Source organism: Chitinophaga sp. W3I9 (assembly GCF_050434025.1).
Lineage (GTDB): Bacteria > Bacteroidota > Bacteroidia > Chitinophagales > Chitinophagaceae > Chitinophaga.
On sequence record NZ_JBNPWC010000001.1, the window covers coordinates 686,708 to 707,471 of the forward strand.

The following is a 20,764-nucleotide window of genomic DNA, read 5'->3' on the forward strand; positions in this document are numbered from 1 at the left end:
TAACCGGAGCAGCTGGTTATTATATTATTAAAAAAACCACTAGCAAACAGCCCGGCGGTTTTTTTTGCATAATTTTATACCCTGAAGCGTTATTTAAACGTTATAGTAACATCAACCATATGGTTTTATGAAAAAACGTTACTTTCTCATAGCTATCCTTTCAATGGTTACCTTATTGTTCTCCTGCAGTAAGGAAATGAGCGATGAAGGAGAAGGTACATTACCTTCCAACAGCAATTGCGAATATGCCCCCTATACGAACGGCTCCTCCTTTTCCTATATAAACGTAAATAGCTCCGAAGACACAACCAGCTACACCCTCACGGTTTCAGAAGATACTACCATCAACGGTGTAGTGTATAAAAAAGTGGGTAACGACAGTGTATTTACCTGCTCCAACTGTAAAGATGGCATCTATACGCAGGTGGCCAGCATCCTTACTTTCCAGGGTTACAGCGCCGACAGCCTCGAGCTTACTTATCTGAAAGACAATGTCCCCGTGGGCACCAGCTGGAAAGATACCATCACCGTGAACAACGGCGGAGTGACCACATCCGGCATCCTGGAATTTACGATTTCAGAAAAGGATATCACCAAAACGGTGGGTGGCAAAAACTACGCCTCCGTGATCGCTGTAAAAATGGATGCCTATGCCATTGTTTTTGGCAACCCGGTTTCTGTGGGCACCATCTCCACCAGCTATTACGGCAAAGGGGTGGGACTGATAGAAGCTGATCAGCTGCACGACACCACCACCATCGTTTCCTATACCATAAAGCCCTAATAGGCTGTGCTCACCATCGTGAGCAACCGTTCTACCGCCCTTCTCACACTGGTAGCGGATTCATGATGATTATTCACCAATACACTGAATACCAGCGTTCTCTTTTTCTTAGTTTCCAGGTAACCGCTCAAGGCTACCACGCCATTCAGCGTACCCGTTTTGGCATGTACTTTCTGTTGCTGGTAGTAGTTCTTTAATGTTCCCCTCCCGCCGGTGGGGAAAATCTGCCAGAGGCGTTCCTGCGGGAACTGTTCGCGCATCAGGGTGAGCAGGGTTACAAAGTCGCGGGGCGTAAACAGGTTATACCGGGAAAGCCCGGAGCCATCCTCCCACTGCGGCGGATGCGGCAGGCTTTTGAGGTTGCCGGTAAGCAGGTACTTAATTGTGCGGGCGCTGCTGATAGTGTCCCACAAAGCGGAAGCAGCCATCATCAGCGTTTGCTCTGCAAAAAAGTTATCACTGCGCTCCATCATCGGTATAAACAACGAATCTGCCGGGATACTATTCAGTATTTTGAAGTTGCCGGCCGGTGGTATAACGGCCAGCCCTATACGTTTATGCAGCGTGTCTTCCAGCCGCTGCCGCAGCTCCTGTACAGACCCGGTAATAAAAGGAACTTCCGCATTTTCCAATGCCTTATCCTTCGGGTTGTATTTCAGGTAGAATAAATTATTGCGTTCGTCTCTCGATGTGATCGTTTCGCTCAGGGTATCATCTTCTGCAATATCCAGATCATAGAAAGCAGGCACAATACTGTTGCTATTCCCCTGGTGACGGATACGTACCACATTACCGTACATGGGCCATTCATTCAGCTCCGGCTGATAGTCGTCGGCATAATCACCCCAGCCCCAGCCCGGGCCAAAACGTTGGTTGGTATTCACACCGGGTACCAGGTAAATCTTTTTAGTGGTTTGCTGCAACAACTGCAGCAGGGGTTGATAGTGATAGTCCGGGTGCAGAAAAGACGGATCTCCCGTTCCCTTTACAAAAAGGGCCGTATCATTTTCATAATACCGCGCCGCGGGAAGGGAATCTCCCAGCAGCTTTAATCCTGCATACAACGAGAAGATCTTGGTGTTGGACGCGGGGGTGAAAAACTTATTGTCCTGGTATTGATACCAGTATTTCCCGGTAGCCGGTTCATAAATACAGATGCCCACATGTGCCTGCTCCATTGGTATTTTATGAAGCAATTCTGCTTCCGCCCATTTCTTTATCGCTGCCACCTGGGCGGTTACACTTCCCCCGGTTATGATGGATATAATTACTACCAGTAATTTTTTCATAGATGGAAATTACGAATTGTGCATTACGAAACAGGGATTTGTGAGAAGACCATTTTATTGATCTTCCCCCAAATCCCTGATCCGTTCTTTGCCTGGTAATGTTTATCAGGTAAAATATTTGGTAATCCCTGGTTTTGCGTAAGCATAATTACCAGATGCATCCGGCATAACCGGTGGCTGCGCATCAAATGAGTATGATTTAGGATGCAGGTCCAGACCTGAGTTCAGCGCTACATTCCAGTCGATCACCTGACCGGAATAGGTTGCCAAACGGCCTATAATAGCAGAAAGGGTGGCTTGTGCGCCTCTTTCCGCATCTGCAAATTTGTATTCGCCTTTGGCAATGGCGGCAAACAGCTCGTCATGTTCCGTTTGGTAAGGATTGTTTTCCTTCTTCTTATCAAACTGGTACAACACTTTGCCTTTATGGTCTACTATCTGGGCTTTATCACAGAAGATACGGCCCTTTGTTCCAACAATTTCTTCGTCTACTTTGCTGGGAGCGTCTTTCCAGTGGCGGCACTGACTGTTCATTACTACACCGTTGGCATAGCGGTACTCCACAAAGTGGTGGTCAAATATTTCACCGAACTCCTTGCCGGTACGCACGGCACGGCCGCCCATACCTCCTGCGGTAACAGGAGTGGCGCCCATAAACCAGTTGCCCACGTCAATATTGTGGATATGTTGTTCTACGATATGATCGCCGCACAGCCAGTTGAAATAATACCAGTTACGCATCTGGTATTCCATTTCAGTATATTCAGGTTTGCGCGGTTTTACCCAAAGTGCGCCCTGGTTCCACCACACCTGTGCCGACAGCATATCACCGATCATGCCGTCCTGGAAGCGTTTGTATAATTCGCGGTAAGAATTCTGGTAGCGGCGTTGTAAACCTACTACAACGTTCAGTTTCTTGGTTTTAGCTACCGCAGCAGCTTCCAGTACTTTTTTAATACCGGCGGGATCTGTTGCTACCGGTTTTTCCATGAAGATGTGTTTCCCCTGTTTAACCGCTTCTTCAAAATGAATGGGTCTGAAACCCGGAGGGGTGGCGAGGATCACTACATCTGCCAGCGCAATGGCTTGTTTGTAGGCATCGAAGCCGATAAATTTATTGCCTTCCGGAACGTTTACCCGGCTGGCTTTGTCGCCCAATGCTTCTTTAATATCATTAAAGCTGTTATTCAACCTGTCGGGGAAAGCATCTGCCATCGCTACCAACTGCACGTTTTCTTTTGTGCTGAGCGCCTGTGTAGCGGCGCCGGTACCACGGCCTCCGCAGCCAATGAGGGCTATTTTGATAACACCGGTAGATCCTGAGAAATAATTAGCTTTTGATAAAATAGGCATAGCCAGCAAACCGCCAGCAAGCAAAGTAGTTTGCTTTACGAATTCGCGGCGGCCTTCACCGTGGAATTTCTTTTCGTTGTCCATAAATGAATAAGATTTTTAGATTTTTGGATGTTGAATCTTTCTAGCGTGCACCTTTATATTTTGCGATCATCTCTTCAAAAAATGCTGTGGCTTCTGCTGCTGTTGGTTGTTTAACGGGTCTTACTATTCTGAAGCCAACAAAGGGGGCGTCTGCATTCCACCAGGAGCTTTTAGGAATCTGTGGGTCGCGGCGGTTCCAGATAGGGTCCGACTTCAGGCGGGCGGCGCTGCGGAGCAGCGGGGCTTCATCCTGGAAACTGCCACCTTTCAGCAGCCGCGGGGTTTTAGCAGTTGGCTGTGTCCAGGGATCAGTAGCAGCCGCGTTGGCTACGCCATTTTCGTCGTATTGATCCAATGTCCATTCTTCCACATTGCCCAGCATATCATATAATCCCCAGGCATTGGGTTTCAGCTGCCCTACTTTATGGTATTTATTATCACTGTTGCCCTGGAACCAGGCATACTCTTTCAGCTGACCAGCATCGGCGCCAAAAGGATACGCGGTGGTGGAACCTGCCCTGCAGGCATATTCCCACTCTGCCGCGGTGGGCAGGCGGTAAAAGACACCGGTTTTTATATACAACCACTGGCAATACATCAGGGCCGCATATTGGCTCATGCTGTTGGCGGGAAATCCACCGGATTTACCCATTCCCAGCGTAAGATCAATATATGGCGGGCTGGGACGGGTCATCCCGTCTGGTGTGGGTGTTTTATCCTTTTCCGCATCTGCATATATATCGTATTCGTCAAAAGTAACTTCAGTGGCGCCCATCCAGAAATCAGACACGCTTACCTTCTTTGCCGGACCTTCATCTTTATTTCTTCCTTTTTCACTGTCGGGGCTTCCCAGTTGAAAGCTTCCCCCTTGTATAGGTACCATTTTAAAACTAACATCGGTTCCGGGGATCTGCTGGCTATAAGCTTCGAACGCCTGCTTTGATTGTGCTAAAACAACAACCTGGCTGAGCAATCCGCTCAGCATTAAGGTCACATACGGTTTAATCATCTAACGTGTTTGAAAATATAAGTGGGTGAATCTAAAAAAAACTAACGGGGAAAGCAATATTTTTTTATGAATGCGAAAATGAGCTGATGAATTGAAAAATTTTCATCAATATTAGTATTTCCTTAGAAAAGCGATTAAATTTAGCTCCCTGTCAATTATATAATCAATCAAACGTTATGGAAAGAAGAAAATTCCTGCAAAACGGCGCCCTGGCCGGTATTTCAGCGCTGGCAATGGGAGGCATCAGCAACACTGCACAAGCCGCCGGCGATAACAACGCCAGCCTGGCCGGAAAGCCGTTTAACATGAACTATGGCCCGCATGACGGCATGTTTAAAAACAGTGCCAATGGCGGTAACTTCCTGGACCAGATAAAATATATGCACGATCAGGGATTCCGGTCTATCGAAGACAATGGCATGCTGGGACGCTCTCCTGAAGAACAATCCAAAATAGGCGACCTCCTGAATAAATTAGGGATGACCATGGGCGTGTTCGTAGTAGATACCGGCAATAACTGGAAGCCCTCCCTGGCCACAGGCAAACAGGAATTTAAAGATGCCTTTATTAAAACCTGCAAAGCCAGTGTAGAAACAGCCAAACGCTGCAATGCCAAATGGGCAACCGTGGTACCCGGCTACTTTGAACGCACACTTCCTATCGGTGTTCAAACCGCACATGTAATAGACGCATTACGCAGCGGTGCGGAAATTTTTGAACCGCATGGCCTCATCATGGTGCTGGAACCCCTGAGCGATAACCCCGACCTGTTTCTCCGTACTGCTGAACAAAGCTTTGAAATATGCAAGGCCGTTAAAAGCCCTTCCTGCAAAATATTATACGACATCTACCATATGCAGCGCAATACCGGCAACCTCATTCCTGTAATGGACTGGTGCTGGGACGAAATTGCCTACATCCAGATCGGCGATAACCCCGGTCGTAAGGAACCAGGCACCGGTGAAATCAATTATAAAAACATCTTTAAACATCTCCATAACAAAGGATATAAAGGTGTACTAGGCATGGAACACGGGATGGCTGGAAAAGGAAAAGAAGGCGAAGACGCACTGATAAAAGCATACCGCGAAGCAGACAGCTTTATATAACCACTGATATTTAGCTGTTGGCAGCAGATTACATGCCGGCTGCCAACAGCTAAACTTTGCCATTCACTTTTTTTTTCGCTAACTTAACTAGTAAAATGATCTACAATGGGTTTCCTGCTTCGTATACTAGTTAGTGCTTTGGCTGCCATGTTAACCGCTTACCTGCTGAAACCGGCAGTAAAAGTAGATAGCTTTATCACCGCGCTGATATTAGCACTGGTGTTAGCACTGTTAAATGCCCTGGTTAAACCCCTGCTCATTTTACTCACGTTCCCGGTAACTATTGTTACCCTGGGGCTTTTCCTCTTTGTTATCAATGCCCTGATCATCCTGCTGGCCGCTAAACTGGTACCCGGTTTTAAAGTGGACGGTTTTTGGTGGGCCCTGCTTTTCAGTATAGTTATGACCATCATCAACAGCGTTATGATCAGCCTTGCCGGCGGTAACAACGATTAGCCATTACCTTTACTGCCTGTTAAAAAGCCAATTCATGCACTTTGACCGGTCAGACCTGAACGATGCGCAATTACAGTCTTTCTATAAAGCATTGGTATACCCACGGCTTATAGAAGAAAAAATGCTGCTGTTACTTCGGCAGGGTAAAATAAGTAAATGGTTCTCCGGCATCGGCCAGGAGGCTATTGCGGTAGGCGCTACCCTGGCGCTGGAAGCAGACGAGTGGATACTCCCCCTGCATCGTAACCTCGGTGTGTTTACAACCCGTGAAATGCCCCTCTACAAACTACTGCAGCAATGGCAGGGAAGTGAAAGCGGCTACAGTAAAGGTCGCGAACGCTCCTTTCACTTTGGCAGCAAACCGCATCATATTTGCGGCATGATCTCGCATCTTGGCCCCCAGCTGTCTGTTGCCGATGGCATTGCACTGGCGCACCAGCTGAAAAAAGAAGAAAAGGTATCCCTCACTTTTACCGGTGAAGGCGGTACCAGCGAAGGAGAATTCCATGAAGCGCTCAATGTGGCGGCGGTATGGGGCCTGCCGGTCATCTTCCTGATAGAAAATAATGGCTACGGATTAAGTACCCCCGTCAGCGAACAATATCATTGCGCCAACCTGGTGGATAAAGCCATTGGCTACGGCATGGAAGGCGTACAGATAGATGGCAATAACCTGCTGGAAGTATATCAAACCATACGAACCGCAAGGGCCTATGCCATCAAAGAACAGAAACCTGTACTGATAGAAGCCATGACCTTCCGCATGCGCGGACATGAAGAAGCCAGCGGCGTAAAATATGTGCCTCCGGAGCTGTTTGAAGCCTGGGGTAAAAAAGATCCCATTGCGCAATATGAATCCTTCCTGGTGCAGGCAAACATCCTTTCTGCAGAAAGTATTGCCGCTATCCGGGAAGAACTGAAACATGAAATAGATGCACAGGTGGCCACGGGCTTTACCGATGTCCCTTTTTTCGCCGATACACAAACAGAGCTGAATGACCTCTATGCCCCGGCGCCCGCTCCGGTAGCCGCTTCTGGGCCGTCTTCAGAAAAACGCTTTATCAATGCCTTATCTGATGGTCTTAAACAGGCGATGGAACAACACCCTGAGCTGATCCTGATGGGGCAGGACATTGCAGCTTACGGCGGCGCTTTTAAAATCACGGAAGGCTTCCTGGAGCGGTTCGGCACAAACAGGGTGCGGAATACTCCCCTCTGCGAAAGCGCGATAATCGGCGCTGCGCTGGGCCTGTCTATTGGGGGATTCAAGAGCATGGTGGAAATGCAGTTTGCCGATTTTGTGACCTGTGGCTTTAACCAGATTGTGAATAACCTCGCCAAAATACATTACCGCTGGGGCCAGGCAGCCGATGTAGTGATCAGGATGCCTGCCGGTGGCGGTGTTGGCGCCGGTCCCTTCCATTCACAAACCAATGAAGCGTGGTTTACCCATGTACCCGGCCTGAAAGTGGTATACCCTTCCAACCCGGCAGATGCAAAAGGCTTGCTGACCGCAGCTTTCGCCGATCCCAACCCGGTTCTGTACTTTGAGCATAAGGCACTGTACCGCAGCATCAGTGGGCCAGTACCTGATAATTATTACACCATTGAAATAGGAAAAGCCGCGCTGGTAAGGCCCGGAGAAGATATCAGCATCATTACCTGGGGCAGTGGCGTGCACTGGGCATTGGAGTATGCCCAACAGCACCCGGCGCTTTCGATCGCTATATTGGACCTGCGTACCCTGCTCCCACTGGATTACGCCGCTATCCGGGAAGTAGTGGCCGCAACGGGTAAAGTGCTGATCCTGCATGAAGACACGCTGACAGGTGGCTTCGGCGCGGAAATCAGCGCCTGGATCGCCGAACACTGCTTTCCTCTCCTGGATGCACCGGTGATGCGGTGCGCCAGCCTGGATACCCCTGTGCCTTTTGCCGGCCCGCTGGAAAAAAATTTTCTCGCCAAAGCAAGGCTGGACAAGTACATTCAGCAATTAACCAGCTGGTAACCGACCGTATGATTGGGAATATGCATTGAAAGTTTTAATTTGCATCCGGAATAATATAAAATCATTATACAATGTTGATGAATCTTTTAACAGTAGTACACACCACCAACTTCTATAAAGTTGGCGATAGTATCGGAGGCTTCCTGGCTCCTGTGGCCATTATCGTTTTTGCTGCCATGTTTATCTACGCATGGGTTAAGTACGCAAAGATCTAATTGCAATAGTTTTTCACATCGCATTATAAAAAGGGGCCATCTCAATGAGATGGCCCCTTCTATGTTTAGCGTATTATTCTTCGGGAGGTATATATTGATTATAATAGTGCCTTGTGTAACGTAAATTCTCTTCATCAAAACACACGAGGATCACTTCCTCTATTTCCGTGTTTTTCTCCAGGTACTTCACGATGGTATCCATGGCTATTTTCGCGGCAAGATCTTTAGGGAAATGGTAAATGCCGGTACTGATATTGGGGAAAGCGATACTTTTCAAGTGATGCCGGGCCGCCAGCTCCAGTGAATGCCGGTAGCAATTGGCCAGCAGGATATCTTCTTCCCGGGTACCATTGTTCCAAACAGGTCCTACGGTATGTATAACATGTTTTGCCGGTAAACGGCCGGCAGTAGTGATTACTGCTTCTCCGGTTTTGCATCCTCCCTGCCGGGCAACAATAGCCCTGCAATCATTGAGTATTTCCGGTCCACCTGCACGATGAATAGCGCCGTCTACACCGCCTCCGCCTAAAAGCGAAGAGTTGGCCGCATTAACAATGGCATCTGCCTTTACTTTCGTGATATCACCTTGAATGATGCTGATCTTTCTATGTGCCATAGGATTATACAGTTCTTACATATACCAGTTTCCCGGTTTTCTTTCCACTTTCCCTGATGTCTATTTCAAAGTCCGGAAAACTTTTTAGCAATTGCACCAGTTTATTGAATCCAAAGTTACGGGAGTCAAAATCCGGTTGTTTCTTCAGCAACAGGTTCCCTAGTTCGCCCAGGTAGGCCCATCCGTCTTCGTCTGCAATATCATTGATACTGGTGGATATTAAAGATACCAGCTGCTTATCTGCTTTACTGATGCTGTTCCGTTTATCTTTAGTGGTTTTTGTGGTTTTCTCTGTATCTGTTTTCTTTTCTCTTACCTGTAAAATTTCCAGGTAAATAAATTTGTCGCACGCGGCCCTGAAGGCGCTGGGTGTTTTTTGTTCTCCCATGCCGTATACAATCATTCCGGCCTCCCGCAAGCGGGTAGCCAACCGGGTGAAGTCGCTGTCGCTGGATACGAGGCAAAAGCCATCCACCCTGCCGGTATACAGTATATCCATCGCATCAATGATCATAGCGGAATCGGTCGCATTTTTACCGGAGGTATAACTGTATTGCTGAATGGGAGTGATCGCATAGTCCAGGAGCACCCCTTTCCATCCTACCACCGTGGGTTTTGTCCAGTCGCCGTAAATTCTTTTAAAGGTAGGATTACCATACTTGGCTATCTCTTCCAGCATCCCTTTAATATTATGATACGGGATGTTGTCAGCGTCTATCAGCACTGCCAGGCGGAGGTCTTTCGTGGTATTATCCATTGTTTTAATTTTTGGGTTGAAGGGGAACACCAACAAATGTAGCCAATTACTGAAAACTAAAAACGTGCCGGCTGCAGTTATTTACTGCCACCAGCACGTCAGTTACTTCAAGTGATCTGTTTAGCTGAGGTATGCGCGGATCATCCAGGCCAGCTTCATGTGCTTTTGCAGCATTTGTGTGGCAAAATCTGCGGCTCCTTTATCTTTATATTTCTCATCGAATTCATCGATAAGCCTGCGCAGGTTACGGATAATGGTTTCATGATCATCCAGTAATTCCTTTAGTTGTTTTTTCTGATCGTTGGAATACTCCGACTCCAGCAGGTTGGTCAGTTTCAATACATCTGCATAGCGGCCTTCTGCATAATGTCCCAATGAACGGATGTATTCTGCTACTTCATCGCCAAAGTCCTGCAGCTCTTCATATTGTGCTTCATAGAACTTATGCATTTCCATGAAATTACTTCCTTCGATATTCCAGTGAGAATTGCGTGTTTTAGCATAAATCAGTAATTCATCGGCCAGTACTTTATTCAATTCTAATGCTATTTGTTTTGTGTTTTCTGCTGAAACACCAATGTTTGCTTTCATATCATTGCGTTTTTTGGTTACTATAAATTTAATATTTCCCTGGTTACCGGGCTATGATGATTATCATAATTTAACAACCGGTTAATATAAACAGGCTACTGCTGATTTTTGTTCATGAGATCGCCGGGGGTGGCAATTACTTTGCTAAAATTGTACCATAGTTCCTAATTTTGTGTACATGTATCAGTCGAAGGAAAGCATCTACACGCTGCATTTTATACTACTTTGTCTTAGCAATGCGCTCTTTTCTGCCAGCTTCAATATGATGATCCCTGAGCTGCCGGCCTATCTTACCCGGATGGGTGGCGCGGATTACAAAGGATATATTATTGGCCTGTTCACCTTAATGGCGGGGCTGTCGAGGCCATTCAGCGGTAAGCTTACGGATACAATAGGACGTGTACCAGTTATGATTTTCGGGTCGCTGGTATGTGTAGTGTGCAGCCTGATTTATCCTTTAATCAGTACTGTAGGCGCATTCCTGTTACTGCGGTTCTTCCACGGGTTTTCTACGGGGTTTAAGCCTACGGGCACTTCTGCCTACGTATCCGATATGGTGCCGGTTACGCGGCGTGGTGAGGCTATGGGTATGGTAGGGTTATTCAGTACTATCGGTATGGCTATGGGGCCGGCTATTGGCGGATACGTGGCAGTACGATGGAATATTAACATCATGTTCCAGTTGTCTGCGGTGTTTGCGTTGTTGTCTGTAGTTATTCTCATAGGTATGAAAGAAACCCTTACCAATAAACAGCCGTTCCGGTTTTCCCTGTTAAGGATCTCCGGCAGTGAGGTTTTTGAACCATTGGTTTGGTCGCCGGTGATCATCACTTTCCTTACTTATTTCAGTTATGGCGCTATTCTCACTATCATCCCGGATTTCAGCGCTTACCTGGGGATAAGCAATAAGGGTCTTTTCTTTACTTTCTTTACGGTGAGCTCTATCGGGATCCGGCTATTGGCGGGCAGGGTATCAGATCAGTTTGGCCGCGTACCTGTTTTAAAGATTTCAGCGCTGATGATGGCTGGTTCCATGCTGATGATGGCACTGGCGCACAATAGCATGTTACTGCTTTCCTCAGCGGTGGTATATGGAATTTCCGTGGGGCTGAACTCCCCTGCCGTTACCGCCTGGACGGTAGATCTTGGCCGGCCGGAACACCGCGGACGCGCGCTTGCCAGCATGTATATTGCTATGGAAGCCGGTATTGGCCTCGGGGCTTACTTTTCAGCCTTCATCTATAATAATCACGCGACTAATTTCCCTGTTACGTTCTATATATTTGCCGGCATTACGCTAATGGCTACTTTATATCTCAGTTTCATTTATAAGCCACGGAAGGCTGCAGACGCTATTCCTTAACATCTGCATCGGCAATCCCGGTTGCAGGAATTACGGTAATCTGCTCTTCTTCCTCAGGCAATGACAAGTCTGCTGCCGGATCTGACATCAAATCTTTTGGCAGCACCTTCTTATTATCAAGCCCCAGTTTCCGCATTCTTTCGGCGCGGCCTACGAGATTGCCATTCCCGGTGGAAAGCTTATTCATAGCGCTTTCATAAACATTCTGGCTACGTTTCAGGTGTTCCCCGATCAGGCCCATATCTTCTGCAAAGCCTACAAACTTATCATACAAGGCGCTTCCCTGTCGCACAATTTCTTCCGCATTCTTATTTTGTTTATCCAGCCGCCACATATTATCAATCACGCGTAAAGTGGCCAGTAAAGACGGCACGCTCACCAGTATGATTCTTTTACGGAAAGCGAAATCATACAAGTCCTCCTCCACCTGCATAATGGCCAGGGCATAAGCCGGCTCAATAGGAATAAACAACATCACAAAGTCGGTGGTGTTCTTGTATAGCGTATGATACGCTTTGGCGCTAAGTTCCGTTACATGGTTCTTCACCGATTGCAGGTGCATCCTGAGGGCATGCTTTTTTTCTTCTTCGTTGGTGGCACTGCAATATTGTTCATATGCCTTCAGCGATACTTTGGAATCGATCACCAGTTGCCTGTTTTCAGGCAATTGCAATACCAGGTCGGGTTTCCTCAGTTGCCCTGTTTCGTCACGCTGCGCATCCTGGGTAAAATAATGCACTCCCTTTTCCAATCCGGAAGCCTCCAATACCCTTTCCAGGATCATTTCCCCCCAATTTCCCTGTTTTTTAGTGTCTGCCTTCAGGGCGTTCGTTAAGTTATTCGCCTCCTTGGACAATGTTTGATTGAGCAGTAACAGCCGCTGCAACTCATTCTTCAATTCGGTGCGCTGCGCCGTTTCCGCTACCAGCGATTGCTGCACACTACTGCGGAAGTTATCAATTTTCTCTGCCAGCGGCTTTAGTACGTCGTCCATTTTCACTTTGTTCTGCTCCATGAACGTACCGGAAATACGGTGCAACAGCTGCTGCGCTATATTCTCAAACTGGATTTTAAAATCCTGCTGTACCTGTTGCAACCGCTCCTTTTCCCCGCTCAACTGCAGCTGGAGATATTTATTCTGCTCTATGATACGGCCCTGCTCCGACATCAGCACCGAAAACTCTTCGTTTAACCGTTCCAGTTGTTCCTGCTTCTCTTTTACTAACATCCCTTTATCATCCAGCATATTCTGCAGGTACTCCTGCCGGGCCTCCAGCAGGTTATATTTTTCCTGCAGGGCCGCCTGGCTGGCTTGCCAGGCCTGCTGCTGCTGCGCCAGCACTGCTTCCTGCACCCGCCGCTGCTGTTTAGCCGCGAATAAAAGATAGCCAAGCACCAGTATCGCAATTCCCGAAATGACTATTAGTATGATCATGATAATTTCCTCTGAAAGCAAAATAACTTATTACTACGCACTGAATCTGCGTTGCGGTGAACAGATAACTTCTTCAAACATCATTAAAAAAGCAGGAACAACCGGAAATGATCCGCCCGTTCCTGCTTTCAATGTTATAAACCCTGTTATAAACGTTCGTACAGCTTACGCAGTCTTTCGCGGGTCATCAGCTGCTGCCAGTCTTTACCCAGCGCGTTTTCCCACAATGGGGCCATACCCAGCGATACATTGATCATGGTTTCAAACTGCTCATCTGTCAAGCCTTTGGTGATTCCCTGCGGAATATCAATCTTATGCTTTTTCACCATCTGCTTGAACTTTATCACTCCTTCAGGATAGAATTCTTCCAGCTTATCAAACACAATACAGTTACCAATACCGTGCTTGGTACCCAACAGGTAGGCTAAGCCATAACTCACGGCATGCGCCACACCCACCTGGGAATAAGCAATACTCATCCCCCCCGCATAGGAGGCCATCATGAGTTTCTCGTCGGCATCGTCATCCCATTCATCCTTTTGCAGGAAAATTTCCTCACACAGCTCCTGTGCCTTTTCACCGTATGATTTACTGAACGCATTCAGGTAAGTACCTTCCAGCGATTCCACACAGTGAATAAAGCAATCCATCGCAGTATAAAAACGCTGGTTTGCCTCCACGGTGCTGGTCAGCGCAGGGTCCAGCACAATCTGGTCAAACGGCGTGAAGTCAGAATTCATACCCAGCTTACGGGTTGGTCCCGTTAACACACAGGTACGGCTCACTTCCGCTCCGGTACCGGAAATAGTAGGAATACCCACTTTATATACACCAGCTACTTTCACAAGATCCCATCCCTGGTAATCAGCAGAAGAACCCGGATTGGTCATCATCAGGGATACCGCTTTGGCCATGTCCATTACAGAGCCGCCACCAATACCAATGATCCCGGATACCATACCGAATTCCGCTTTGAGCTCATCACGGATCTTATCAACTGTTTTTGTTTTGGGCTCATCGGTCACATCAATCACCACAATTTTGTCCTTGCCTTCCAGCGGAAGACGGGCCAAAAAATCATTCTTATCCTGGAAGTACTCATCCACGAAGAATATCATGGGAGCATCGCCTATGCGCCTGGGGGCCAGTATTTCGCCCAGCTGATCAAAACATCCGCTGCCGTAAACTACATAGTCCACCATTTTAAAATTCCTGAATTTCATATATCCGTGTTAGTTAGGTATTATAAAAGTTTTGCTGCCTTTTCCAGGTCTTCCGGCGTATCTATTTCCACGCCCATATAAGAAGTCACTACCATTTTCATAGGAATGCCATTCTCCAGGTAACGCAAACATTCAATTTTTTCGGCCGCCTCCAGTGGCGTCATCGCCAGCTGGGTGAAATCCAGCAGGGTTTGTTTACGGAAGGCATAAATACCGATATGCTCGTAGTAAATGCTTTTGATCTCTTTATTCCGCGGATAGGGAATAACGGAGCGGGAGAAGAATAATGCGTTAAAGTTCTTATCTACCGCCACCTTCACGTAATTAGGATCTTCTATGGATGCGGGATCTTTCAGTTCCTGCATCAGCGAAGCCACCTGTACTTTCTTTCCTTCTTCCCCTTCAAATACCTTCAACAACTTTTCCAGCGGCTCTTTCTGTGTAAATGGCTCGTCGCCCTGCACATTCACTACAATATCCACTTCCATATCTACAACGGCTTCAGCTATACGATCGGTACCGCATTCATGCTCTTTTTTGCTCATAACGGCTTTGCCGCCGTTACTTACAATTTCATTATAGATAAGATCACTGTCTGTCACCACCATTACATCGTCGAAAACACCGGTGTTTACTGCAGATTCATAGGTTCTGAGTATCACTGTTTTATCCCCCAGCTTAGCCATCATTTTACCTGGGAAACGGGACGCCCCATAACGGGCAGGTATCAACGCTATTTTTCTCATGTAGTATGGTTTTAACTGCAAAGGCGCAGGCAACAAATATACATTGCTGCCCGGCGCCTTCACCAGATCAATTATAATGCGCTTTTAACTGCCTTCACCAGTTTCTCTGCTCTTTCCCGGATCTCTTCTTCGCTCCAGCCCAGGTTAATCGGGGTGGAAATGTTTCTTCCGATGATATCATCTGAAGCAGGGAATTCTTTGGTTTTGTAAACCTCCATTGCCTGTTTCAGTTCTTTTGCAAAGGGAGTTAATACATGCCCTTCTTTAAAATGCTGCCACTGGCGGATGTAATGCCAGTTGTTATCATAATAATGGAAAGCGGCCAGTCCGGCGGCTTTCATTGCAGCAGCTGCTTTTGCTGCCTGGGCTGTTTCCGGCAGGAAAAACGACAGGAAGGTAGCACTGTCGCCGGCTTCATCCGGCAACCGGCGGAAGGTTACACCCGGCACAGTGGCCAGTGCATCCTTGAATATTTTCTTGGTCTTACGCTGTATTTCCAGGAACGTATCCAGCTTGCGGATCTGCGCCAGTCCCACTGCAGCATGCAATTCGGAAATACGGTAATTGTAACCGATAAATGGATGAAGGTCAGCGCCACGGTCTACCCCGAGGTGATCATGACCATGGTCCGTATACCCGTCACATTTAGTATAAATGTCTTTATTATTGGTAATGATGGCGCCCCCTTCTGCACAGGTGATCGTTTTTACGAAATCAAAAGAAAACGTACCGGCATCGCCAATGGAACCCAGCGCTTTTCCTTTATAGGAAGCGCCAAAGCTCTGGCAGGCATCTTCCAGCAGGAACAGGTTATGCTTTTTACAAATGGCCTGTAACGCATCCAGATCGGCCATTGCGCCGCACATATGCACCGGCATTACTGCCTTTGTACGGGGAGTAATAGCTGCTTCCACCGCTTTGGGGTCCAGGGTCAGGGTATCGTCCACATCTACCAGTACCGGTGTGGCGCCTACGGAAAATACCGATTCAAAGCTGGCCACAAAAGTAAAGGTGGGCATAATGATTTCATCGCCTGCGCCCAATCCCAGGGCAGCCATAGCGGTGGTTAACGCGGCCGTACCACTGGAGGCAAGCTGGGTATACTGTACATTCAGTTTATCGCAAATAGCCTGTTCCAGCTCCTTTGCTTTCCAGATGCCTTTACGCGGACCGTCGAATCCGTAACGCATCATTATTCCTGTTTCCAGTACGTCGTTTACTTCTTTCCTTTCCTCGGCTCCAAATAGTTCATATCCGGGCATAAACTGTTGATTTTAAAATATAATTTGAATGAGTGCTTTTTCAATAGTGCTGCAAAGTTACTATAATAGGCATTGCGTTACATCGGAAAAACTGTTTATCTTTTGCTAAAAATTCACCATGCGTTTTATACTGTTCCTTACCCTGTTGGGGGTTTTAGCCGGAATGCCCGCTCACGCGCAGAAAGCCCTGCCCGCCGATCAGCAACAGATTGCTGCACTCATGGCCACGCAAACGGCCGCCTGGAATAAAGGAGATATCGACGGCTTCATGACTACTTACTGGCATTCCGATTCCCTGCTGTTCATCGGTAAAAACGGGGTTACCTATGGGTGGCAGGCCACGCTGGACCGCTATAAAAAAACATATCCGGACGCCGCGGCAATGGGCAAACTGGATTTCAAATTGCTGGAATTCAAGCCCCTGGCTTCCGATACCTACCTCTTAATCGGGAAATGGCACCTGGAAAGGACTATAGGCGACTTACAGGGCCACTTCAGCCTCATCTTACAAAAAATAAAAGGACAATGGAAAATTATTGCTGACCATAGCAGCTAAAAAAAACCATCCCAGGAATAGGATGGCCGCTATACACCACAACATTAAAGAAGTTCTGGACTTCTTTTTCTTTAGAAGTAAAGTTTAAAAGTTTTCATCTGATATGGTAAAATGTTCAATGCTTTGATTTCTTACTGGCTTCACTATCCCTCACCGCTTTGTTCTCCTTTTCAGGTTTATCAGACAAATCGCCATGTAAGGGATTACGGTTAGTAGTGCCTTTATCCTGGTCTAATATGTCTACCGGTTTCTTCTTCCTGTCATGATACTCACCGGTATGATCTGTTTCCTTCTTTTTCATAATCTCTTTTTTTGAAGATGAAAATATGGGAGATACACCATGGGAATCACAAACACTATTCCACCCTCAAAACAGGCCATTTTGACGAGCTGGCGAAGGGTGTCCGGGGCATCAGTTCCACAAAACCCTGATGCACAGTGAGAAAGAATAACAACACACCGGCTGCGGAAATATTGCAGTTCTGATTAACATTAGATTTACAAAAACTATGATCATTATCTCATATCTACACACTATCTTCGATGCCTCAAACAAGTTTTAACCCGTAACCTCTGATCAGCCACGAGTAGTTTTAATCAAGTTCCTGCCTAAAGCCAATTTTTTAGTTTTAATCCAAGTCCTGTTTAGAACCCGGTATCTATTTACTATAACTAATTACTGGTTATGCCCGGGAAAATTATGCGCGTTGCCACCGCTCTGATGGCTGTTGTTATTTATTGCAGTTGTACTAAAAAGACTGACCTGACACTGGATACGCCGGAAAAAACACCTCCTGCAGATACGTCGGTGGTGCCCGAAAACAAAGTGGACCGCAACGCCCTCTTACTGCTGGTAAACGGATTACGCAACCGTGGCTGTAACTGCGGTACAGAATCGATGCCTCCTGTAGGCGCCCTTACCTGGAATGGCCTGTTGGAAAGAGCGGCTTATGACCACAGCAAAGACATGGTACTGAATAAATATTTCGACCATACCGGGCTCAATGGTTCCACACCTGGTTCCCGCCTGGATGCAGCCGGATACAAATGGACCTATTATGGAGAAAATATAGCTACCGGCAGCCTGAACGAACAAGCCGTGATACTTGGCTGGCTAAACAGTCCGAAACATTGTCACAATATGATGGATGCTAATTTTAAAGAGATCGGCATTGGCCGCTATAACAACGACTGGACAATGGAATTGGGCAGGAGGTCTGTTGCCAACTAATCAGGGGGCGCTCATCTTTTTGCGCCACATACGCCATACAAAGTAAAGATAGGCTGCCATGGAAACGCCAAACCAGCTGTAGAAGAAGATCATCCTGCCAGGAGTAGACTCCTCCGGCACAGCAAATCCGAGGTACAACCCGAGGAATACATTGATCATCAACCAGAAAAAGCCAATAAAGATGGTCCGCATTATTTTTATGAGGAAATGAAACAACTCATAATCCATCTTATTGGGATCCGGCGCCGGTTTTTCCTGTTCTTCTTCCATAATCTTTTATATCAGCACTACTAAGGTATGCACAGTTTGGCAAGGTCTGTACTGTCGCCCTTAAATACATTAAAATCCACAGTGGTCCGGATGCCGTTTACCCGGCCGATGTCGCTGTGCTGCCAAAACAACCAGGCCCTGTCGGAACGCGGCCGCTCCTTCTGATAGTAATGCGCGATCCACAAAGGATAGCGGTCAAATTCGCTGCCAAGATAGGTTTCGTAAAAATGAATGTTAGTGTAGATGATGGGTTTTACCTTGTATACCTTTTCCATTTCCTCCAGCCAGATTTTCGCCGTGCTGCGGATAACGGCGGCAGGCTGGTTGTTGCTGGTTTCGATATCCAGTACCGGCGGAAGATCCCCTGACTGCAGGTCGGCCACATTGTGGAAGTTAATGGCTTGCTTCAACGGGTCACGGGTAGCATAAAAGAAGTGGTAGGCGCCCCGGATTAAACCAGCCTTACCCGCCTTGTCCCAATTTATCCTGAAGGCGGCGTCCTGCCGTGTAATACCTTCCGTGGCTTTTATAAAGGCAAAGGATATACGAATTTTATCTACCTGCATTTGTTTTACTGCCGCCCAGTTGATGTCTTTCTGAAATTTAGAAACATCTATCCCATGTATCTTATAATTCACCGGCATGTCAATTCCAAACTCTTCATAGCGTACAAATTTCACTTGCTTTTCCCGCTGGCGCCACCATAAATAAGCCACTGCGGCCAGTACTACCAGTAATATTAATAATAATCGGATCCGGATGCTTTTCACTTTTGCTTCTGTTAGTTGCAGGGTAATTGGGTAAGGATGCTGTAATAAATGCCGGCAGTCCTATTTTTTACAGCAAGTATAGGTTATAATTTGTTTAAAGAAGCTACTTTTACAGCGGTCAAGTGATTTTTTATGCCCGATTTTAACCTGAAGGATACCCTTAATTTGTTTTCAAAGTTTACACTGCGCCGCGGTTTAAATGCCGGCAAAGTACTTGGAAGCTATTTCATGAGCAAGTGGACCAACAAACCGGTTCAGTGGGGCTATCCTATTTCTATATCTTTTGAACCTACTACGTCCTGCAACCTCCGTTGCCCCGAATGCCCCAGCGGGCTCAGGGCCTTTACCCGCCCTACCGGCATGCTGGAACAGGACTTTTTCAGGAAAACGATCGATGAAATTTCCAAAGAACTGCTATACCTGATCTTTTACTTCCAGGGAGAACCTTATCTCAATCCCGGTTTCCTGGACATGGTGAGATATGCGGCCGATAAAGGAATTTACACCGCTACCTCCACCAACGCCCACTACCTCACAGACGCCAATGCGAAGAAAACAGTGGAAAGTGGACTGGACAGGCTCATCATCTCTATCGATGGTACTACCCAGGACGTATATACGCAGTACCGGGTAGGCGGCCACCTGGATAAAGTGATCCAGGGTGCAAAAAACATCGTAAAATGGAAAAAAGAGCTGAATTCGTCCAAGCCTTTTGTCTTTTTCCAGTTCCTTGTAGTAAAACCTAATGAACACCAGATAGAAGATATTAAACGGCTGGCCAAGGAAATAGGCGTAGACCAGGTGCGGTTTAAAACTGCGCAGGTATATGATTATGAAGAAGGCAACCGCTTAATTCCTACCATCGATAAATACTCCCGCTACCATCGCAACGAAGATGGTACCTACGCCATAAAAAACAAGCTAAGCAATCATTGCTGGCGCCTGTGGCATTCCCCGGTGGTTACCTGGGATGGCCTGGTAGTACCCTGCTGCTTCGACAAAGATGCACAGCACAGGCTGGGCGATCTGAAAAAAGAATCCTTCAAAACACTGTGGCATAATAAAGAGTATATCCGTTTCCGTAGCCAAATCCTCGAAACCCGCAAAAACATAGATATCTGCGCTAACTGCAGTGAAGGCACCAAAGTTTGGGGATAATCACCTGCTGCAGAAATTTTTTCTCATTGACATTCAATCTATTAACTATATTTATAGTTTAATACTACAAAAATAGTTTTTAAACTACAGAAATAGTTATAGATTAGTGTTATGAAAAAGCTATCCCGTAAAGAAGAAGAATTAATGCAGGTAATGTGGGATCTCGAAAAAGCATTTGTAAAGGATGCCATCGAGCAACTCCCCGACCCGAAGCCGCATTACAACACCATTGCTACGCTCATGAAGCGACTGGAAGATAAAGGGTATCTCGCCCATCATGAATATGGTGGCTCCTTCGAGTATTACCCCACCATTGCAAAGGAAAGTTATAAAGACACTTTTATGAAAAAGGTACTCAACACTTTCTTTGATAACTCCTATCTCAATATGCTGGCTTATTTCGCTAAGGAAGAAAAAATCAGTGCGGAAGACATGAAGACGCTGGTAAAGATGATCGAAAAAGATAAAAAATAACGTGT

Annotated in this window: 23 protein-coding genes; 10 read left to right on the top strand and 13 right to left on the bottom strand. The window is 46.8% G+C overall.

What is annotated here, in order from left to right; genetic code table 11:
• Positions 1–127: 127 nt before the first annotated feature.
• Positions 128–784 carry a hypothetical protein gene (locus QFZ51_RS03040; protein WP_429043014.1) on the top strand — a complete coding sequence of 219 codons (657 nt, stop codon included), beginning with the start codon at positions 128–130 and terminating at the stop codon, positions 782–784.
• On the opposite strand, the gene QFZ51_RS03045 is transcribed toward QFZ51_RS03040, so the two are convergent.
• From QFZ51_RS03045 to QFZ51_RS03055, 3 genes are all read right to left on the bottom strand, one after another.
• Positions 781–2,073, bottom strand: coding sequence for a D-alanyl-D-alanine carboxypeptidase/D-alanyl-D-alanine-endopeptidase (locus QFZ51_RS03045; RefSeq protein WP_429043016.1), 1,293 nt, complete (start codon positions 2,071–2,073; stop codon positions 781–783). The two genes, QFZ51_RS03040 and QFZ51_RS03045, sit on opposite strands and share 4 nt — an antisense overlap.
• A 105-nt stretch (positions 2,074–2,178) precedes the next feature.
• Entirely contained in the window at positions 2,179–3,510 is a 1,332-nt protein-coding gene (locus QFZ51_RS03050; protein WP_429043018.1) for a Gfo/Idh/MocA family protein, read from the bottom strand.
• A 40-nt stretch (positions 3,511–3,550) separates the two neighbouring features.
• Positions 3,551–4,519: a formylglycine-generating enzyme family protein gene (locus QFZ51_RS03055; RefSeq protein ID WP_429043021.1), complete on the bottom strand. Its 969-nt coding sequence runs from the start codon at positions 4,517–4,519 to the stop codon at positions 3,551–3,553.
• 176 nt (positions 4,520–4,695) lie between these two features.
• Here QFZ51_RS03055 and QFZ51_RS03060 point away from each other — a divergent pair, with 176 nt between their 5' ends.
• From QFZ51_RS03060 to QFZ51_RS03075, 4 genes are all read left to right on the top strand, one after another.
• Complete coding sequence (locus QFZ51_RS03060; RefSeq protein WP_429043022.1) at positions 4,696–5,628, top strand: hydroxypyruvate isomerase family protein; 933 nt, start codon at positions 4,696–4,698, stop codon at positions 5,626–5,628.
• 105 nt (positions 5,629–5,733) lie between these two features.
• Positions 5,734–6,084 (top strand): phage holin family protein, encoded by a 351-nt coding sequence (locus tag QFZ51_RS03065; protein ID WP_370908819.1) that lies wholly within the window; start codon positions 5,734–5,736, stop codon positions 6,082–6,084.
• 34 nt (positions 6,085–6,118) lie between these two features.
• Entirely contained in the window at positions 6,119–8,092 is a 1,974-nt protein-coding gene (locus QFZ51_RS03070; protein WP_429043025.1) for an alpha-ketoacid dehydrogenase subunit alpha/beta, read from the top strand.
• Between the two features lie 71 nt (positions 8,093–8,163).
• Entirely contained in the window at positions 8,164–8,307 is a 144-nt protein-coding gene (locus QFZ51_RS03075) for a hypothetical protein (protein ID WP_370908821.1), read from the top strand.
• Between the two features lie 73 nt (positions 8,308–8,380).
• Here the strand turns inward: QFZ51_RS03075 and QFZ51_RS03080 are convergent, their stop codons facing one another.
• From QFZ51_RS03080 to QFZ51_RS03090, 3 genes are all read right to left on the bottom strand, one after another.
• Positions 8,381–8,923 (bottom strand): O-acetyl-ADP-ribose deacetylase, encoded by a 543-nt coding sequence (locus QFZ51_RS03080; protein ID WP_429043028.1) that lies wholly within the window; start codon positions 8,921–8,923, stop codon positions 8,381–8,383.
• 4 nt (positions 8,924–8,927) lie between these two features.
• Positions 8,928–9,680: an NYN domain-containing protein gene (locus QFZ51_RS03085; protein ID WP_079471435.1), complete on the bottom strand. Its 753-nt coding sequence runs from the start codon at positions 9,678–9,680 to the stop codon at positions 8,928–8,930.
• A 120-nt stretch (positions 9,681–9,800) separates the two neighbouring features.
• Positions 9,801–10,271, bottom strand: a complete 471-nt coding sequence (locus QFZ51_RS03090; RefSeq protein ID WP_370908823.1) for a Dps family protein — start codon at positions 10,269–10,271, stop codon at positions 9,801–9,803.
• Positions 10,272–10,449: 178 nt separating this feature from the next.
• Here QFZ51_RS03090 and QFZ51_RS03095 point away from each other — a divergent pair, with 178 nt between their 5' ends.
• The gene (locus QFZ51_RS03095; RefSeq protein WP_429043033.1) at positions 10,450–11,634 is read left to right on the top strand and encodes an MFS transporter; all 1,185 of its coding nucleotides are present in this window, start codon (positions 10,450–10,452) and stop codon (positions 11,632–11,634) included.
• Here QFZ51_RS03095 and QFZ51_RS03100 read toward each other — a convergent pair.
• From QFZ51_RS03100 to QFZ51_RS03115, 4 genes are all read right to left on the bottom strand, one after another.
• The gene (locus QFZ51_RS03100; protein WP_429043036.1) at positions 11,624–13,069 is read right to left on the bottom strand and encodes a DNA recombination protein RmuC; all 1,446 of its coding nucleotides are present in this window, start codon (positions 13,067–13,069) and stop codon (positions 11,624–11,626) included. The two genes, QFZ51_RS03095 and QFZ51_RS03100, sit on opposite strands and share 11 nt — an antisense overlap.
• 146 nt (positions 13,070–13,215) lie before the next feature.
• Complete coding sequence (locus tag QFZ51_RS03105) at positions 13,216–14,292, bottom strand: iron-containing alcohol dehydrogenase family protein (protein ID WP_429043039.1); 1,077 nt, start codon at positions 14,290–14,292, stop codon at positions 13,216–13,218.
• A gap of 20 nt (positions 14,293–14,312) precedes the next feature.
• Positions 14,313–15,038, bottom strand: coding sequence for a 3-deoxy-manno-octulosonate cytidylyltransferase (gene kdsB, locus QFZ51_RS03110; protein WP_370908827.1), 726 nt, complete (start codon positions 15,036–15,038; stop codon positions 14,313–14,315).
• A 71-nt stretch (positions 15,039–15,109) separates the two neighbouring features.
• A complete protein-coding gene (locus tag QFZ51_RS03115) occupies positions 15,110–16,300 on the bottom strand; it encodes a DegT/DnrJ/EryC1/StrS family aminotransferase (RefSeq protein WP_370908828.1) in 1,191 nt (396 codons plus the stop codon).
• Between the two features lie 118 nt (positions 16,301–16,418).
• Between QFZ51_RS03115 and QFZ51_RS03120 the strand changes: the two genes are divergently transcribed.
• Positions 16,419–16,856: a YybH family protein gene (locus tag QFZ51_RS03120; RefSeq protein ID WP_429043042.1), complete on the top strand. Its 438-nt coding sequence runs from the start codon at positions 16,419–16,421 to the stop codon at positions 16,854–16,856.
• A 115-nt stretch (positions 16,857–16,971) separates the two neighbouring features.
• Here QFZ51_RS03120 and QFZ51_RS03125 read toward each other — a convergent pair whose 3' ends face one another.
• Positions 16,972–17,157 (bottom strand): hypothetical protein, encoded by a 186-nt coding sequence (locus QFZ51_RS03125; RefSeq protein ID WP_370908830.1) that lies wholly within the window; start codon positions 17,155–17,157, stop codon positions 16,972–16,974.
• 384 nt (positions 17,158–17,541) lie between these two features.
• Between QFZ51_RS03125 and QFZ51_RS03130 the strand changes: the two genes are divergently transcribed.
• Entirely contained in the window at positions 17,542–18,087 is a 546-nt protein-coding gene (locus QFZ51_RS03130) for a CAP domain-containing protein (protein ID WP_429043045.1), read from the top strand.
• Here QFZ51_RS03130 and QFZ51_RS03135 read toward each other — a convergent pair whose 3' ends face one another.
• Positions 18,088–18,357, bottom strand: a complete 270-nt coding sequence (locus tag QFZ51_RS03135; protein ID WP_370908832.1) for a hypothetical protein — start codon at positions 18,355–18,357, stop codon at positions 18,088–18,090.
• Positions 18,358–18,377: 20 nt separating this feature from the next.
• On the bottom strand, positions 18,378–19,127 hold the full coding sequence (locus tag QFZ51_RS03140; RefSeq protein WP_370908833.1) for a glycoside hydrolase family 25 protein: 750 nt from the start codon (positions 19,125–19,127) through the stop codon (positions 18,378–18,380).
• Positions 19,128–19,259: 132 nt separating this feature from the next.
• Between QFZ51_RS03140 and QFZ51_RS03145 the strand changes: the two genes are divergently transcribed.
• Together QFZ51_RS03145 and QFZ51_RS03150 are read left to right on the top strand one after the other, a co-directional pair.
• Entirely contained in the window at positions 19,260–20,285 is a 1,026-nt protein-coding gene (locus QFZ51_RS03145; RefSeq protein ID WP_429043048.1) for an SPASM domain-containing protein, read from the top strand.
• A 111-nt stretch (positions 20,286–20,396) separates the two neighbouring features.
• Positions 20,397–20,759, top strand: a complete 363-nt coding sequence (locus tag QFZ51_RS03150; RefSeq protein WP_370908835.1) for a BlaI/MecI/CopY family transcriptional regulator — start codon at positions 20,397–20,399, stop codon at positions 20,757–20,759.
• Positions 20,760–20,764: the final 5 nt, after the last annotated feature.

Bases quoted from the DNA above. Each gene is read 5' to 3' on its own strand.
- QFZ51_RS03070 (WP_429043025.1), top strand. From the start codon at position 6,119: ATGCACTTTGACCGGTCAGACCTGAACGATGCGCAATTACAGTCTTTC.
- QFZ51_RS03055 (WP_429043021.1), bottom strand. From the start codon at position 4,519: ATGATTAAACCGTATGTGACCTTAATGCTGAGCGGATTGCTCAGCCAG.
- QFZ51_RS03090 (WP_370908823.1), bottom strand. From the start codon at position 10,271: ATGAAAGCAAACATTGGTGTTTCAGCAGAAAACACAAAACAAATAGCA.
- QFZ51_RS03075 (WP_370908821.1), top strand. From the start codon at position 8,164: ATGTTGATGAATCTTTTAACAGTAGTACACACCACCAACTTCTATAAA.
- QFZ51_RS03065 (WP_370908819.1), top strand. From the start codon at position 5,734: ATGGGTTTCCTGCTTCGTATACTAGTTAGTGCTTTGGCTGCCATGTTA.
- QFZ51_RS03145 (WP_429043048.1), top strand. From the start codon at position 19,260: ATGCCCGATTTTAACCTGAAGGATACCCTTAATTTGTTTTCAAAGTTT.
- QFZ51_RS03060 (WP_429043022.1), top strand. From the start codon at position 4,696: ATGGAAAGAAGAAAATTCCTGCAAAACGGCGCCCTGGCCGGTATTTCA.
- QFZ51_RS03050 (WP_429043018.1), bottom strand. From the start codon at position 3,510: ATGGACAACGAAAAGAAATTCCACGGTGAAGGCCGCCGCGAATTCGTA.
- QFZ51_RS03115 (WP_370908828.1), bottom strand. From the start codon at position 16,300: ATGCCCGGATATGAACTATTTGGAGCCGAGGAAAGGAAAGAAGTAAAC.
- QFZ51_RS03080 (WP_429043028.1), bottom strand. From the start codon at position 8,923: ATGGCACATAGAAAGATCAGCATCATTCAAGGTGATATCACGAAAGTA.
- QFZ51_RS03085 (WP_079471435.1), bottom strand. From the start codon at position 9,680: ATGGATAATACCACGAAAGACCTCCGCCTGGCAGTGCTGATAGACGCT.
- QFZ51_RS03130 (WP_429043045.1), top strand. From the start codon at position 17,542: ATGCCCGGGAAAATTATGCGCGTTGCCACCGCTCTGATGGCTGTTGTT.
- QFZ51_RS03120 (WP_429043042.1), top strand. From the start codon at position 16,419: ATGCGTTTTATACTGTTCCTTACCCTGTTGGGGGTTTTAGCCGGAATG.
- QFZ51_RS03125 (WP_370908830.1), bottom strand. From the start codon at position 17,157: ATGAAAAAGAAGGAAACAGATCATACCGGTGAGTATCATGACAGGAAG.
- QFZ51_RS03100 (WP_429043036.1), bottom strand. From the start codon at position 13,069: ATGATCATACTAATAGTCATTTCGGGAATTGCGATACTGGTGCTTGGC.
- QFZ51_RS03045 (WP_429043016.1), bottom strand. From the start codon at position 2,073: ATGAAAAAATTACTGGTAGTAATTATATCCATCATAACCGGGGGAAGT.
- kdsB (WP_370908827.1), bottom strand. From the start codon at position 15,038: ATGAGAAAAATAGCGTTGATACCTGCCCGTTATGGGGCGTCCCGTTTC.
- QFZ51_RS03095 (WP_429043033.1), top strand. From the start codon at position 10,450: ATGTATCAGTCGAAGGAAAGCATCTACACGCTGCATTTTATACTACTT.
- QFZ51_RS03105 (WP_429043039.1), bottom strand. From the start codon at position 14,292: ATGAAATTCAGGAATTTTAAAATGGTGGACTATGTAGTTTACGGCAGC.
- QFZ51_RS03150 (WP_370908835.1), top strand. From the start codon at position 20,397: ATGAAAAAGCTATCCCGTAAAGAAGAAGAATTAATGCAGGTAATGTGG.
- QFZ51_RS03040 (WP_429043014.1), top strand. From the start codon at position 128: ATGAAAAAACGTTACTTTCTCATAGCTATCCTTTCAATGGTTACCTTA.
- QFZ51_RS03135 (WP_370908832.1), bottom strand. From the start codon at position 18,357: ATGGAAGAAGAACAGGAAAAACCGGCGCCGGATCCCAATAAGATGGAT.